We start from the raw sequence: 17,619 nt of genomic DNA on the forward strand, positions 1-17,619 counted from the left end.
TCCTAAGTTTTTTGATAGGGCTATATGTTTTACCTTTGTTATTCAAATTTTATTCCAAATATGTTGGAACACGAACCAATTTATATACTTGCTATAGAATCTTCTTGTGATGATACTTCTGCGGCAGTTTTAATGAACGATAAAGTGCTTAGTAATGTTGTCGCTACCCAAGCAATTCACAAAGAATATGGAGGGGTTGTACCAGAACTGGCATCAAGAGCGCATCAACAGAACATTGTCCCCGTAGTCGATCAAGCAATAGCCAAAGCAAATATCGATAAAAAACAATTATCAGCCATAGCATTTACAAGAGGACCTGGCTTAATGGGATCTCTACTTGTAGGCACCTCATTCGCAAAGTCTTTGTCGTTAGGTTTGCAAATACCTCTTATAGAGGTAAATCATATGAAAGCCCATATTCTTGCACACTTTATTGACGAAGAAAGTATGAAGCCGCCTAAATTTCCTTTTTTGGCTTTAACGATTAGTGGTGGACATACTCAAATTGTGCAGGTCAATGATTTTTTTGACATGAAGATCATAGGCCAAACCTTAGATGATGCCGTTGGCGAAGCCTTTGACAAAAGCGCTAAAATTCTAGGCTTACCCTACCCTGGCGGACCTTTAATTGACAAATATGCAGCTACGGGAAATCCGCATAAATTTGAATTTCCGATTCCTAAGGTGAATGAACTAGATTTTAGTTTCAGTGGATTAAAAACCAGCATCCTATATTTCATACAGAAACAAACCAAAATGGATCAAGATTTTATAGAAAATAATCTTGATGATATCTGCGCATCCATTCAATATACCATTATAACTATTTTAATGCGAAAGCTTAAAAAAGCGGTTAAACTTACAGGTATAAAAGAGATAGCTATAGGCGGCGGAGTTTCTGCAAATTCAGGCATTAGAAAAGCTTTAGTGGATGCTCAAATTAAATACGGTTGGAAAACCTATGTCCCTAAGTTTGAATATTGCACCGATAATGCTGCCATGATTGGTATAGTTGGATATTATAAATATAAAAATGAAGTTTTTGCTCAGCAAGATATAACCGCAAAAGCGAGATATTTAATTTCTTGATTTAACTGAAAATTGTATGCAACTATTTTATAATTCTGATGTGAAAGTCAACGATACGTTTTTTACTTTCGACACCAATGAAAGCAAACATATTATCAAAGTTCTTAGAAAAAGAAAAGGTGATGAATTATGGATTACAAATGGTGAAGGATATTTATTCGAGGCCAAAATTATAGATGATTCTATTAAGAAATGTGAGGTTGAACTCATATCTTCAAAAAAAACACCTCCTAAATCACATAGGCTTCATATGGCGGTGGCACCTACAAAAATGAACGACCGTTTCGAATGGTTTTTAGAAAAGGCAACAGAAATAGGTGTTGATGAAATTACCCCAATAATCTGTGACAGATCTGAACGTAAAATACTTAAGTTAGACCGCATGCAAAGGGTTATAGAATCTGCTATGAAGCAATCACTACAAACCTATTTGCCAAAATTAAATGAACCCATTAGTTTATCAGATTTTTTAGAAAAACCAATTACCGGTATACAGTTTATAGCGCATTGCGAAGATAGTGAGCGTCATGAACTAAAGCGAAGCGTTGTTGGCGATCAAGAGGTAACCATTTTAATTGGTCCTGAAGGTGATTTCACGCCTAATGAAATTAAAAGTGCAATGTTAAAAGGGTATGCACCAGTTATCATGGGCAAAACTAGATTGAGAACGGAAACTGCTGCCGTTGTAGCATGTACCATTATTGCCTCCATCAATAATGGATAACTAAAATATCTATCGATGACTATGCAACATATTGAAAATAATACTCTAATAATTTTTCATCTACTAATTTCGTAGATTTGATTATGAGAAAATTTATTCGCCTACTCATCTTTTTCATTTTAATGTCAAACCTTTCATTAAAGGGACAAGAAATAGCCATTTTAAAATATCAAGGCGGTGGAGATTGGTATTCCAACCCTACTGCATTGCCCAATTTAATTAAATTTTGCAATAACAATATAGGAACTTCTTTGAGCAATAAACCTGAAACTGTTGAGGTTGGCAGTTCTTCTATTTACCAGTATCCTTTTATACATATGACAGGCCATGGTAATGTAGTATTTACTGAAGAAGAATTAGAAAATTTAAGAAACTATCTTTTAGCTGGTGGTTTTCTTCATATTGATGATAATTATGGTATGAAACCATATATCACCAGAGAAATAAAAAGACTTTTTCCAGATTCTAATCTAGAGGAAATTGGAGCCGATCATCCTTTATTTTCAAATAACTACATATTTGCACAAGGTTTACCCAAAATACATGAGCATGATGGCCAACGCCCGCAAGCTTTCGCGATAACTTTTAATAATAGAATTGTATTGTTATTTACCTCAGAATCAGATTTAGGAGATGGTTGGGAAGACCCTACCGTACATAACGATTCTGCCGAAATAAGAGAGAAAGCACTAAAAATGGGTGCTAACATTATTACCTATGTATTTAAAAGTTAACTAATGACTTCAAAAACTATCTCAAAAGGCATCTTAAGAGCCATAGGCATCATAGTTGGTGTTGCTCTATTGCTTTATTTTCTATACACCATACGTTCAGTATTGGCATATTTGGCCATCGCCGCTGTTGTCGCCTTAATTGGAAGACCATTAGTTCTATTCTTAAGGTTGAAACTTAAATTCCCTAATATTCTAGCTGTTATTGTTACCATGCTGATAATGGTTGGGGTTTTAGCCGGCATTTTTGCTTTATTCATTCCACTGATATCAGAACAAAGTAAAAATCTTTCTCTTCTTGATATTGATGAATTACAAAAAAGTCTTAATGAATTATACCATCAAATTACTAATTATCTAGGGCTTTCATCGCATATCGTTAAAGATGTAATTGACGATGTAGGCTTAGAGAAAAATATTCTAGAAGGTTTGGACATAGGGTTCATTCCTAATTTTTTAAATTCTTTCTTAACTGTTTTAAGCTCTGCTAGCATAGGCTTATTTTCAATACTCTTCATTTCTTTTTTCTTTCTAAAGGACAGAAAGCTTTTTGAACATGGACTATTAATATTTATTCCTCAAACTAAAAAGCAGGGCACTACAAATTCAATAGAAAAAATAAACACTCTATTATCTAGATACTTCGTTGGCTTACTGCTTCAAATATTCATTCTATTTGTCATTTACACCATAGTTTTACTACTAGTTGGCATTGAAAATGCTGTAGTCATAGCTTTTCTTTGTGCACTATTTAACATTATACCGTACATCGGACCAATTATTGGCGGTGTTATGATGCTGACATTAACCATGACCAGTAATTTAGGATTTGATTTTAGCGAAGTAATACTTCCTAAAACAGGTTATGTTATCTTAGGATTATTACTTGGGCAATTGGTCGATAATTTCTTCTCACAACCTTTCATATTTTCAAATAGTGTAAAATCTCATCCTTTAGAAATTTTCTTGATTATTATTATCGCTGGTTTACTTTTCGGTGTGGTAGGTATGATTGTGGCAGTACCAGGCTATACTGCTATAAAGGTTATTATGAAGGAGTTTCTATCAGAGAACCAAATCGTTAAATCATTGACCCAAAATCTATAGAACTTAAGTGAATCTTAAAATTTTATCTAATGAAGTACAACTGTTTATCAATGACAATCTAGCTACTGATATTCATAAGATACTTTTAAAGAAATCACCTTTTGCGGAAGTAACGTCTAAGGAGCTTGTAGAGCAAATAGAATCTAAATCAAAGGCGAAACAAAAGCTACCAACTTGGTATGCAACAAAAAACATCTTCTACCCCAATAAACTTAATCTTTCACAAACATCATCTGAATTAGCTGCGCACTATAAATCTACATTGGTACAAGGTAAATCTTTAATAGACATTACTGCTGGTCTTGGAATTGATTCTTTTGCTTTTAGCAAAAACATAAACAAAGTAATTCATGTTGAACAAAATGAAGAATTATCTGCTATTGCACATTATAATTTCATTCAGTTAGGAGCAACGAACATTGAGTGTATATCAGCAGATGGGATATCATTTCTAAAGAATTATCCACTTACATCTGATTGGATTTACCTAGACCCCTCAAGACGAGATAAGAATAATAATAAAGTATATTATTTATCCGATTGTGAACCTGATGTAAACGAGCATTTAAATTTCATATTTACCAAGTCAAATAACATTCTAATTAAAACAGGTCCATTGCTTGATTTAAACAACGGATTGAAACAATTAAAAAATGTAAAAGAAATACATATTGTGGCGATAGGCAACGATGTAAAAGAAATACTATGGCTATTAGAAAAAAATTACGATGGAGAACCGCTAATAAAAACAATAAATTTTAAAAATGAAATTGAACAAACTTTTCAATTTCATTTAAAACAAGAACAGTCTGCAATATCCAAATATTCTTATCCATTGGAATATTTGTATGAGCCAAATGCTGCTATTTTAAAATCTGGCTCTTTTGAATATGTAGGTAGCTACTATAATTTAAACAAAATACATTCTAACTCACACTTATATACTTCAGTTAAATTAATTTCATTTCCAGGCCGCGTATTTAAAATATTAACTATTCTTGACTACACTAAAAAATCTTTCAAAAAAACAGCTATTTCAAAGGCTAATATTTCTACAAGAAATTTTCCTGATTCTGTCGAAAAAATTAGAAAAAAACTTAACCTAAAAGATGGCGGCAATTCCTATCTATTTTTCACTACGGATAAAGATCAAAAACTTATTGTGCTTAATTGCACCCAAATCTTCGAATAACTTGGTGATATATCCTCTATTTTTCAACTCAATTAGCTCTTAATTCATGAACTATTTTTCGATCTATGCTACTACTACAACGATTTAGAAAGTCATTTTTTGTGTTTTTTTTACTACAAATTAAACTTAAGATGTTAAAATTATTAACATAAGGATATCTGAATTCAAATAGACCTAAATTATTGATACATCAACAATTACGGTAACTTTAAGAGAATTATTTAAACACAAATACCTTAAATAGAATTAAAGATCTCATAAAATATCGCAATTGAATTATCTATATATGCGTTAAAATTGCTATTATTATACCGGATTTTGATTTTTTTAACATTTAATAGCTTCATTAAATAATTCTAAAAGTCAAAAAACACGCTAATTAATTTAAACTAACAAACAACAACGATTATGAGTCAAAAACGTGATTACAAGTCGATCAAATCCCAAAAAAGGTCTTCCTTTTTTAAATCAGGGATTTTATCGATGCTTGTTTGCTTAGGAGCCCAAATGGTCCAAGCAAATGAAATGACTGGCACTTCGAATGAAGAAAAGGTTAAAACAGTACAATCAACAGTTACAGGTACTGTAACAGATGATTTAGGAACACCACTACCAGGTACAAATGTGGTAGAAAAGGGTACTACTAACGGTACTCAAACAGATTTTGATGGTAACTATACATTAAATGTAGAACCGGGTGCTACATTAGTATTTAGTTATTTAGGTTTTCAAAGAAAAGAAGTAGCTGTTAATGGTCAATCGGTAGTGAATACTTCTTTAGCCGAAGATGCTGCTGCTTTAGATGAAGTAGTAGTAACAGGTTATCAAGTACAAACTAAACGTGAAACTACAGCTGCTGTTTCTATAGTAGCTGCTGAAGATTTGGCTGCTGTACCTTCTGGTAACATTGAACAACAATTACAAGGTAGGGTAGCTGGTGTAACTGTTCTTACAAACGGTCAACCAGGTACTACTAGTCAAATTAGGGTACGTGGTTTCAACTCTTTTGGAAACAACGCCCCTTTATATGTTGTAGATGGGGTGCCAACATTAAATGTTGACTTTATAAACCCAGACGATGTTCAATCGGCTACAGTACTTAAAGATGCAGCCGCTGCATCCATTTATGGAGCAAGAGCTGCAAACGGGGTTATTGTTTATACTACGAAACAAGGATCTCGTTCTAAAAGGAAAACTTCCATGACCTTGAACATTAATAGTGGTGTTGTAGATCCAAATGTTGCTGGTTCACCAGATCAATTGAACCCATTAGACATGGCTAGATATACACATATTGCCTATGAGAATAATGCAGCTGCCAATGGTACTGCTGTTCAATATACGCACCCTCAATATGGTTCGAACGCAACACCAAGCTTACCGGACTATTTGCATGCAAATGGCCAAAACGGTGTTAGTGCCGGTGATGTTGATTTAGCTGCCGTAAGAGCTGCTTATGAGGCTGATCCTGGTAACACATTCTTAATTAGACCCAATTTACAAGGTACTAATTGGTACAAGGAAATTACAAGAATTGCACCATCAAGTAGAGTTTCTTTAGGTTTTGATGGTGGTAACGAAAATGGCCGTTTTTACATGGGTGTTTCTGCTCAAAACCAAGATGGTATAGTTCTTGGGCAAGAATTTTCAAGATATGCTGCGCGTTTCAACTCTGAGTGGGATGTTACGCCATGGTTATCTATTGGTGAAAATTTTCAAGTTACTTATAGATCAGCAATTGGTATTGCAGGTGGTAACGGTGGTGTAGAATCAGCAGATGATGAGTCTGAAGTTTTATCTGCCTTTAGAATGCCAACTATTATTCCTGTATATGATGATTTTGGTAGCTTTGCTAGTACTAAAGCTGCAGGGTTCAACAACCCTAGAAACCCGGTTAGAAGATTAAAATTGAACAATGGAGATGACAAATCATATAACATTGGTGGTTTCGGTAATATGTATGCATTAGTAAAACCACTTGAAGGATTGACTTTACGTTCTAGCCTTGGTGGTAGTTACGGAAATTATCATTATGTAGATTATAACTACAAATATTTAGGTGATTCTGAGCCTGAAGCAAGTAACTCCTTTAGTGAAGGTAGTGGTTATGCTTTTTCATGGACATTTACCAATACTTTTAGTTATGAAAAATTATTCGGTCAACATAAAATTACGGCCTTTGGTGGTATAGAAGCCTTGAATACTGGAAGAGGAAGAAATATTTCTGGTAATGGTATTAATCCATTTTCTACAGATTTAGATTTCCAAAGTTTAACAGTAGTGCAAAGTCCGAATGTAAACAGTAATCAATTCAAAGGATCTACGTACTTCTCTACTTTTGGTAAATTAGATTATAATTTTAATGAAAAGTACTATATAACCGGTGTTCTTCGTCGTGATGGTTCTTCTCGTTTTGGTGAAAATAAAAGATACGGAACATTCCCTGCGGTTTCTGCTGCTTGGAGAGTTATTGATGAGCCGTTCATGCAAAACCAAGACGTTATTTCTGATTTAAAAATTAGAGGTGGTTGGGGTGAAATGGGTAGTGATTCCAACGTATCACCAAATAACCAATATTCTTTATTTGCTTCTGACCGTGGTAATACGTTCTATCCAATCGATGGCCAAAATAGTGGTGCCAATGAAGGATTTGCTGCTAGTAGAATCGGTAACCCAAATGCACAATGGGAAACTTCTGTAACTACCAACATTGGTTTCGATCTTTCTTTATTCAACAATAAATTAGAATTTATTTTAGATTGGTGGAAAAAGGATACTAAAGATCTTTTATACCAAGTACCACTACCTGGTGTATCAGGTAATTATGCTTCCGCTCCTTCTGTAAACATTGGTGGTATGAGCAATCAAGGTGTAGATTTTCAAATTATTGGTAGAGGTAACTTTACCGAAGATCTTTCTTTTGAAGTGAATAGTACAAGTTCTTTCCTTAAAAATGAGATTACAGCTTTGGCACCAGGTATTGATGCTTTTGGTGATAACATTTCGTTTAGAGGTATTGCACCAATTCGTAACTCTGTTGGGGAATCTATTTCTACGTTCTTTGGCTATAATGTTTTAGGTTATTTTAATAGTGCAGATGAAGTTGCCAACTCTCCAGCGCAAGATGGTAAAGGATTAGGTCGTTTCAGATATGAAGATATAAATGGTGATGGTGCAATTACCCCAGATGACAGAACGGTAATAGGTAGTGCTGTTCCTGATTTTACCGGTGGTTTAGATTTAATCTTACGTTATAAAAACCTAGAATTCCAAACCTTCTGGTATGGTTCTGTTGGTAACGAAATTTTTAACCAAACTAAATGGTTTAGAGATTTCTTTGGTACTTTTGAAGGTTCTGCAAAAGGTACATCAGCTTTTAATTCTTGGACTCCTGAATTAGGCAATAATGCTGGTTCACCAATTTGGGAAAGTGCTTCTAACTTAAGTACAAGTGGTGCTTCTAACTCTTGGTATGTAGAAGATGGTAGTTATTTAAGATTAGTTCAATTGCGTATTGGGTATAATTTTGATAATGCGTTGGTTGACAAAATGGGACTTAGAAAGTTAAACGTAGGTTTATCTGCGAATAACGTTTGGACACTTACAAATTATAGCGGTCTTGATCCTCAAGTTGCTGGTCCGGATACAAACTTCGGTGTAGATGTAGGTAACTTCCCTGTTACTCCAAGTTATGCAATAACCTTAGAAATAGGTATTTAATAGTTTTATAATAAAATAATAATACAATAATTAGTAACTTTAAGAAAAAGTAAACTATGAAAACATTTAAATTTAAAAAACCATCGTTATTACTAGGTGCGTTGCTGCTTGCATCGATGTCTTGTAGTGATGAATTTTTGCAAGTAGCCCCTACGGACTCCCTTGCAGATGCTCAAGTAAGTACCAAAGCCGGTATTGACGGTTTATTAATCGGTACATACTCTGCACTTAATGGCGTTTTTGGCAATCGTTTTGAAGGTCCTAACCATTGGGTAACAGGTTCTATTCTTGGTGGAGAAGCTAATAAAGGAACGGATGCGGGAGATTATAGCACCATAAATCCTGTTCAACGATACGAAACCAATCCAGTAAACGGTGACTTAGACAATCTTTGGAGAGGTAGATACGAAGGGGTAAGTAGAGCTAACAAAGTTTTATCTGCAATAACTAACTCAACTGAGTTGTCAGCTGCTGACGCCGCAAGACTTTCAGGTGAAGCTAGAATGTTAAGGGGTCATTATTATTTTGATCTTAAAAAACATTTTAACAACATTGTTGTTTTTGATGAAACAGTAGCGCCAGAAGATTTGGCAACACTTTCTAACAATGGTGACGCTTGGACTCAAATTGAAGCTGATTTGCAATATGCTTACGACAACCTTCCTGGCGTAAATGGTGCAGGTCGTGTTAACAAATGGGCAGCAGCAGCATTAATGGGTAAAGCTAAATTATACCAACAAAAATTTGGCGAAGCCAAAACTTGGTTCGATGATGTTATAGACAATGGAGTAACGTCAAATGGTATAAAGTATGCGTTATTAGATAATTATGCACAAATTTATAATGCTGAAAATGACAATAATTCAGAGGTTGTTTTTGATGTAGAATCTGCCAACAACACAGGTAGTGTTAATAATGCTAACGCTTTTGATGATTTGAACTATCCTTACAATACAGGTCCTGATGGTCCTGGTAACTGTTGTGGTTTCTTTCAACCTAGTTTTGAAATGGCAAATTCATTTAGAACTGGTGCTGATGGACTACCATTATTGGATAAGTCATATAATAGCGCAGCAAATGCAGTTAAAAATGATTATGGTTTGGAAGCAGATGACCCGTTTGTTGAAGATGCAGGTCCATTAGACCCAAGAATTGACCATTCAATTGGAAGAAGAGGTATTCCTTATTTAGATTGGATCGAACACCCAGGTAAAGCGTGGATCCGTAGCCAACCTTATGCAGGCCCTTACTCTCCTAAGAAATATATCTATTACAGAAGCCAAGAAAACAGCTTTACTGATGGTAGTTCTTGGACACGTGGTTATGCAACAATGAACTACACTATCATTCGTTTTGCCGATGTTTTATTGATGGCTGCAGAAGCTGAAGTAGAAGCAGGTTCTTTGGCAACTGCTTTAGATTATGTAAACCAAGTAAGAAGAAGAGCTGCAAACTCAGAATATTGGGTGAAAGAATATGATTCAGCTGATAATGCTGCAAATTATGTTATCTCCGAATATACTTCATTCCCTAATGCTGATTTTGCTAGAGATGCTGTACGCTTCGAAAGAAAACTTGAACTATCTGGGGAAGGACATCGTTTCTTTGACCTAGTTAGATGGGGTGTTGCTTCAGAAGAACTTAATGCATATTTAGATTACGAATCAACATTGTTGATTACTAAATTTGGTGGTGCTAGTTTTACTAGTGGTAAAAATGAATATTTACCGATACCACAATCTCAAATTGATATAACAGGTGCTGATATTTTATCACAAAACCCAGGGTATTAATAAATTAAAGCTTTCAATATTTTATAAAAAGGCTACCATAATTGGTAGCCTTTTTTTTGTTAATTCCTAAAGGTTCTTGCATATTTGTAAAAGTATATTCCAAAAGAAAAATGAAGAATTCCAAATTTCAAATTGTTACTTTTTTATCTCTATTTATCCTTTTAGGATGTAGTGAGAAGAAACAGAAAACATTGTTCACAATAATTAATGCCAATGCATCAGGCCTGAATTTCAGCAATCAATTGTTTGAAAACGATTCAATCAACATATTAGACAATGAATTTGTGTATAACGGTGCCGGGGTTGCTATTGCCGATATTAATGGTGATGGTCTTGAAGACATTTTTCTTGCCGGTAACCAAGTAGACAATAAATTATATCTAAATGAAGGAAAATTAAAATTTAGGGATATTAGCCAAGAAGCGCAGATTGGTAAAACCGATACTTTACAATGGTCCTCAGGTATTACAATTCTAGACATTAATTTAGATGGATTACAAGATATCTATATCTGCAATACGTTTAGAAAAGATAGTATACAAAGAAAAAACCTATTATATATTAATCAAGGAAATAATGAAGTAAATATTCCTCTTTTTAAAGAAGAAGCTGCAAAATATGGATTAGATGATCAGACCTATTCTTCTCATGCGCAATTTTTTGATTACGACAATGATGGTGATTTAGATGTATTTATTGGTGTTAACCGAATTGAGGGTATTAATCCAAATCAGTTTAGCCCATTAACTGATGATGGCACTTCTAAAAGTAAAGATATTTTATATGAGAATGTTTTTATAGATAGTTTAAACCAAAGAAAATTTATTGATGTCTCAGAAAAAGCAGGCATTCGATACCATGGGTATAGCCATAGTACTTTGATTAATGATTTTAATGAAGATGGGTGGCCAGATATTTATGTTGCCAATGATTTTTTAAGTAACGATCTACTTTATATTAATAATCAAGATGGTTCTTTCACCAATAAAGCCGGTGAAATATTTAAACATTTTAGTCTATCTTCTATGGGTAGTGATATTACCGACGTCAACAATAATGGACGAATGGATATATTCACTACAGAAATGCAACCTTATTACAATAAAAGAAAAAAATTATTTCAAGGACCAAGCAGTTATCAAAAAGAAATTTTTACAAGAAAATACTTATATGAGCATCAATACACTAGAAATACGTTACAACAAAATCTAGGTATAAATCCTGAAAACGACTTGCCTATTTTCGGTGAAATTGGAATGTTTTATGGCATACAAGAAACCGATTGGAGCTGGGCTCCCCTATTTGCAGATTATAATAATGACGGATGGAAAGATTTACTGATAACTAATGGTTTTCCTAAAGATGTAACCGATCGTGATTTTGGTGATTTTAGAATTACTGCGAGCAGATTGGTAAGTAAACAAACTTTAATCGCCGCAATTCCTGAAATTAAGATTCCAAACTTTATTTTTAAAAATATGGAAGGAAAAGGTTTTGCAGATGTCACAAAAGACTGGGGATTGAATTTCGGTACTTTTTCGAACGGAGCAGCTTATGGAGATTTAGATAATGATGGAGACCTAGATTTGGTTATAAACAACATTAATGACCCTGTTTTATTATTGGAAAACCATTCTAATGAGTTAACCCCAGATGACAATTTTCTTAGAATAAAACTTATAGGAGACAAACAAAACCCTGAGGCAATTGGCAGTACGATCATAACTTATTACGACAACAAACAACAACGCCAATCATTACTTTCAGGCAGAGGGTATTTATCACAACCAGAGAGAACTTTACATGTTGGACTTGGAAAAATAAAAAAGGTGGACAGTATAAAAATCATTTGGCCTAATGGAAAAACACAAATTGAACATAATCCTACAATCAATAAACTCAACAGTTACAATTATAGTCCTTCAAATCTAATCTCAAATAAGAATAATACTCCTTTATTTAGTAAGGCCTCAAAAAGTTTAGGTTTAAACTTTTTAAGCAAGGATAATGACTTTATAGATTTTAATTTTCAAAGAACTATACCACACAAATTTTCTCAATTTGGCCCTTCAATTTCCGTTGGAGATATTAATGGGGATAATTTAGAGGATATTTTTATAGCCGCTAGTAGAGGTGAAGATGAGGCTTGGTTCTTACAGACACCTGAAAGCACCTTTATTAAAACTATGGTCTCCTATAAAAGCGAGGAAAAGCTTGAAGATGATTCTAGCTCTTTATTATTTGACGCTGATGGAGACGGAGACCTAGACTTATATTTAGCCAGGGGTAGCGCCCAATATCCTTCAGGTAATGAACTTTATAAAGATAAGCTTTTACTTAATGATGGTAAAGGTAATTTCTCCGATTCTTCAGCTGCCATACCCGATGTTAATACAAATTCAACTAGTGTGAAAGCAGCTGATTTTGATAAAGATGGTGACTTAGATCTATTCGTGGGTAGTAGAGTATTACCATTTTCCTACCCTTCTTCAGATAGGTCTTATATTTTTGAAAATCAATCTGAAGGAAATCAAATTAAATTTGTTGATGTAACTACTAAAATAAATCCTAATCTTGAATATCCAGGACTAATTAGTGATGCATTATGGACCGATTTCAATAATGATTTTTGGCCAGATTTAATTTTGGCAGGGGAATGGATGCCACTACGATTTTTTGAAAACAGAGAAGGTAAATTAATTGAAGTTACAGATAACTCTGGTATTCAAAATAAACTTGGTTGGTGGAATAGCCTATCTGCAGGTGATTTGGATAACGATGGCGATACCGATTATATAGCCGGTAATTTTGGGCGAAATATAAATTTTCAAGGAACAGAGAACCAACCTGTTCGATTATACGCCAAAGATTTAGATAATAATGGAACAATTGACCCCTTACTATCCTTTTATCTAAGAGACAGTATTGGCACTAAAAAGGAATATCTCTATCATCCTTGGCAAGATGTTACCACACAATATGTGGGAATTAGAAAAAAATATAATTCTTTTGGAGAGTTTGGTGCTTCTACCCTACCAGAGATGTTTAATGATGGTTTATTGGATGATGCCACCAAACTTAGTTTCAACTACATGGAAACATCACTAATTGAAAATTTAGGCAATGGTAAATTCAAAATACACCCACTTCCTATGGAACTACAATACGCCCCTATTTATGGACTACTAGTACAGGATATTAATGATGATAATTTATTGGATGTTTTGGCCGTGGGTAATGATTTTGGTATGGAAGTGCAACAGGGCATGGCCGATGCTTTAGTTGGTCTGGTACTAAAAAATGAAGGCAATTTAAAGATGACCACATTGTCATTAAACGAAACTCACTTTTTTGTACCTGGTGATGCCAAAGCCTTAGTAAATGTCAATTTGAATAACGGAAATGAATTAATTATTGCCTCTCAAAACAATGATTCATTAAAAACGCATGAGTATATCAAAAAAAGAACCAGCAAACTTGTAAAATTTAAACCAGACGAAGTCAAGGCTCTCATAAATTTTAGGGATGGCTCAAAAAGAATTCAAGAAGTATATTGGGGTGATAGTTTTAATTCACAATCGACACAAAATATTTTAATTAATGATAAAATTACACAAATCAAATTCTACAATAACACTGGTGAAAACACTAGAAATATTACTTTTTAAATTAGCAGATAATTAAGTACCATTTAAAAAAAACCTTAAATAAACAACCTTAATTGAGTTAATAGGTAGTTCAAGATAACCTCTTACTTGTAATAAGTACTAAAAACAATCATGTAGTATTCTAATTTATATTATTTTAAAGGTCAATTAAAGGTGTAACCAAATTAAACCAAAATGTATGCGGGTCTTTTCTGCTGTAACAATTCTATTATTAAGTAGTAGTTTTATTTCATGCGATAAAAACAACTCTACACTCTTCCAAATTGTACCAGCTTCTGAATCTGGAATAGAATTCAATAATAAAATTGTTGAAACAGACAGTTTCAACATCCTAACAAGCGAATACATATTTAATGGTGGTGGTGTTGCTGTAGGTGATTTTAATAATGATGATAAGCCAGATATTTTTTTTAGTGGAAATCAAGTTGCCAATAAATTATACTTAAATCAGGGAGATTTTAAATTTAAAGATATTTCTAAAGAGTCGGGCATAGAAGCACTGAACAAATGGAATACAGGTATTGCTTTAGCTGATATAAATAATGATGGTTTTTTAGATATCTACGTTTGTTCTGCCATGCTAACTAAAGAAGAAGATAAAAAAAATCTCCTATTCATAAATCAAGGTTTAGATAAAAATAATGTGCCCCATTTTAAAAACATGGCTAAGGAATATGGTTTGGAAGAATCAGGCAATAGTATGGGTGCAGCTTTTTTTGATTATGACAAAGACGGTCTATTAGATTTATATGTTTTAAACAATGTAGATATACATGTTCTACCTGCCAATTATAGAAAGAAAATAACCGACGGATCAGCATTAAGTAATGATAAGTTATATAGAAATAATGGTGATGGGACATTTAAAGATGTAACAAGTGAAGCAGGTATAACCATAGAAGGTTATGGCTTAGGTCTTGCGATTTCCGATTTAAACTATGATGGCTGGCCCGATATCTATATTAGCAATGACTACTTAACAAATGATATTCTATATATCAATAACCAAGACGGAACATTTAAAAATCAAATTAAAGAGAATATAAAACATCAAAGTAAGTTCTCTATGGGAAATGATATATCTGACTTTAACAATGATGGCCATTTAGATATCATAACCTTAGATATGCTTGGCGAAACAAACCAAAGGTTAAAAACCACTTTATCCAATCATAAGTATACAGAATACATTTTAAATGACAGATTTGATTATGAGTATCAGTATACTAGAAATATGCTTCAAAAAGGAAATGGCAATGGTATTCCCTATAGTGAAATTGGATTGATGGCTGGTGTTGCAAAAACTGATTGGAGCTGGTCTCCCTTATTTGTAGATATGGATAATGACGGCTATAAAGACGTGCTTATTACCAATGGTTTTCCAAGAGATATTACAGATTTAGATTTCGGTGAATTCAAATTTAATGTGAGTCGTTATTTAAGACCGGGCCAAATTTTAGATTCAATTCCAAAAATTAAAATACCTAACTATGCCTTTAAGAATAATAAGGACAACACATTTACAGATGTTAGTTCAAGTTGGGGTATAGGTATACCATCTTTTTCTAATGGTGCAGCATTTGCCGATTTAGATAATGATGGTGATTTAGATTATATTGTTAACAATATAAATGACCAAGCGCTCCTATTTAGGAACAATGTTGATCAGCAAAAGAATGAAAATCATAATTATTTAAACATTAACTTGATTGGGCCTTCTACAAAATCACTTGAAACTGGATCCAAAGTTGTAGTTAGATTTTCAGATAATACTTTTCAATTTCAAGAACATCAAACATACAGAGGCTACATGTCCACTGTTCAAGATATTATTCATTTTGGATTAGGAGACAAAAAGCAAGTAAGCTCATTAGAAATTTTATGGCCCGATGGAAAATATCAAAAACTTATAGATGTTCAAGGAAATCAAATAATCACACTAGAACATTCTAACGCTGCTAATGTTTCTTTTTCTGCTTTAACTTTTCCGTTAGTAGATGAGAAAAAAAATACCATTTTTAAAGAAGTATCAAGATTGATTGGTGTTGAATATGTACATAACGAAAAAGATATTATCGACTATAATGTACAGCGTATTTTACCGCATAAATTCACCCAAAATGGTCCATGTTTGGCAAAAGGTGATTTTAATGGTGATGGGACCGAAGATTTTATTGTTGGTAGCTCTGCCGGATTTTCACCTCAAATATTTCTACAAGACACAACAGGTAAATTCAATCAACAACCATTGTTTATTGATGAGGGAAATATGCAATATGAAGAAGAAAGTATTGCTCTTTTCGACTTGGAGAATGATGGGGATTTAGATATGTATTTAGTTTCTGGAAGTAATGAATTTAATCCCGAAAACATACAATATACAGACAGATTACTGATCAACGACGGTCTCGGTAATTTCAATATTGCTAAAGACAAATTACCTACTATCAATGCAAGTGGTTCAGTTGTAGTCACAACTGATTATGACCACGATGGTTATGTAGATCTTTTTATTGGAGGTAGAACTCCTTATTCTCAATATCCAAAACCAGAAAAAAGTTATTTACTTAAAAATGTAAATGGAAATTTAAAAGATGTAACTGATGCAATTGCGCCAGAACTAAAAAATTTAGGAATGATAACCGATGCCTTATGGGCAGATATTGATTTAGATGGAAATGATGATTTAATAATTGTTGGTGAATTAATGCCCATAACTATTTTCAAAAACCACCTAACAAGTTTTAAAAGAACACAACATACGGGAGTTGAAGAGCTATTGGGATGGTGGGAAAGAATTATTAAAACAGATATTGACAATGATGGCGATATCGATTTCATAGTAGGAAATATAGGTGCGAACAATCTACACCAACCATCTTTTGAAAGACCAGTTACTGTTATTGCAAAAGATTTCGATAATAATGGTACAATAGACCCCGTTATGTTCGCTTATTTCAAGGATAGCTTTATAAACCCAACATATAATTCTTTTCCTGTAAATTTTTGGGGAGACCTAAATGGTCAAAGTCCTATTTTTAGAGCCAAATACAACACCTTCAAATCATATTCAAAAGCAACGATTGAAAATCTATTTAATGAGGATGAATTAAAAGGTTCAACTAAATTAATTGGCAATTATGACAAAAGTATCATAATGGAAAACTTAGGCGATGGTACCTTTAAATATAGTCCACTACCTACAGACGCCCAAGTTTCACCAATTAATGGAATGGTAACATTAGATTATAATAATGACCAAAAAGAAGACATTTTACTTGTTGGCAACAATTATGGCAATGAGGTTTTCATTGGAAGATATGATGCTTTTAACGGTGGATTATTGACGAATAACAATAATGGAAACTTTGAGTTTCTACCTACTTCAGAAAGTGGATTTTTAGTACCTGGAGATTCTAAAAGTATTATCACTGTTAAAAACATAAAAAGTAATTCTCCATACTATATTGCATCGCAAAACAGGGATTCTATTAAAATATTTCAAAAGAGATAAATAGTGAAATTTTAAAAGACTATTTTTTTTATCAAAGTACTTTCATTCTACACTTAACCGATGCCTAGAATTTTATTGGGT

At 33.4% G+C, this 17,619-nt stretch carries 9 protein-coding genes; all 9 read left to right on the top strand.

What is annotated here, in order from left to right; genetic code table 11:
- Positions 1-63 precede the first annotated feature (63 nt).
- The 9 genes from tsaD to AACZ49_RS11510 all read left to right on the top strand — a co-directional run bounded on the left by tsaD (position 64) and on the right by AACZ49_RS11510 (position 17,538).
- On the top strand, positions 64-1,089 hold the full coding sequence (gene tsaD, locus AACZ49_RS11470; RefSeq protein ID WP_339655076.1) for a tRNA (adenosine(37)-N6)-threonylcarbamoyltransferase complex transferase subunit TsaD: 1,026 nt from the start codon (positions 64-66) through the stop codon (positions 1,087-1,089).
- 16 nt (positions 1,090-1,105) lie between these two features.
- The gene (locus AACZ49_RS11475) at positions 1,106-1,813 is read left to right on the top strand and encodes a 16S rRNA (uracil(1498)-N(3))-methyltransferase (RefSeq protein ID WP_339654821.1); all 708 of its coding nucleotides are present in this window, start codon (positions 1,106-1,108) and stop codon (positions 1,811-1,813) included.
- 83 nt (positions 1,814-1,896) lie between these two features.
- Positions 1,897-2,547 (top strand): DUF4159 domain-containing protein, encoded by a 651-nt coding sequence (locus AACZ49_RS11480; protein ID WP_339654823.1) that lies wholly within the window; start codon positions 1,897-1,899, stop codon positions 2,545-2,547.
- Between the two features lie 3 nt (positions 2,548-2,550).
- Complete coding sequence (locus tag AACZ49_RS11485) at positions 2,551-3,651, top strand: AI-2E family transporter (RefSeq protein ID WP_339654826.1); 1,101 nt, start codon at positions 2,551-2,553, stop codon at positions 3,649-3,651.
- A gap of 7 nt (positions 3,652-3,658) precedes the next feature.
- Entirely contained in the window at positions 3,659-4,843 is a 1,185-nt protein-coding gene (locus AACZ49_RS11490) for a class I SAM-dependent methyltransferase (RefSeq protein ID WP_339654828.1), read from the top strand.
- A 408-nt stretch (positions 4,844-5,251) separates the two neighbouring features.
- Positions 5,252-8,563 (top strand): TonB-dependent receptor, encoded by a 3,312-nt coding sequence (locus tag AACZ49_RS11495; protein WP_339654831.1) that lies wholly within the window; start codon positions 5,252-5,254, stop codon positions 8,561-8,563.
- Between the two features lie 56 nt (positions 8,564-8,619).
- Positions 8,620-10,356, top strand: coding sequence for a RagB/SusD family nutrient uptake outer membrane protein (locus AACZ49_RS11500; protein ID WP_339654834.1), 1,737 nt, complete (start codon positions 8,620-8,622; stop codon positions 10,354-10,356).
- A 110-nt stretch (positions 10,357-10,466) separates the two neighbouring features.
- Positions 10,467-14,024 carry an FG-GAP-like repeat-containing protein gene (locus AACZ49_RS11505; RefSeq protein WP_339654837.1) on the top strand — a complete coding sequence of 1,186 codons (3,558 nt, stop codon included), beginning with the start codon at positions 10,467-10,469 and terminating at the stop codon, positions 14,022-14,024.
- Positions 14,025-14,202: 178 nt separating this feature from the next.
- Positions 14,203-17,538 (top strand): VCBS repeat-containing protein, encoded by a 3,336-nt coding sequence (locus AACZ49_RS11510; RefSeq protein WP_339654840.1) that lies wholly within the window; start codon positions 14,203-14,205, stop codon positions 17,536-17,538.
- Positions 17,539-17,619: the final 81 nt, after the last annotated feature.

The sequence above is a fragment of the uncultured Maribacter sp. genome, from assembly GCF_963975365.1.
Taxonomy (GTDB): domain Bacteria; phylum Bacteroidota; class Bacteroidia; order Flavobacteriales; family Flavobacteriaceae; genus Maribacter.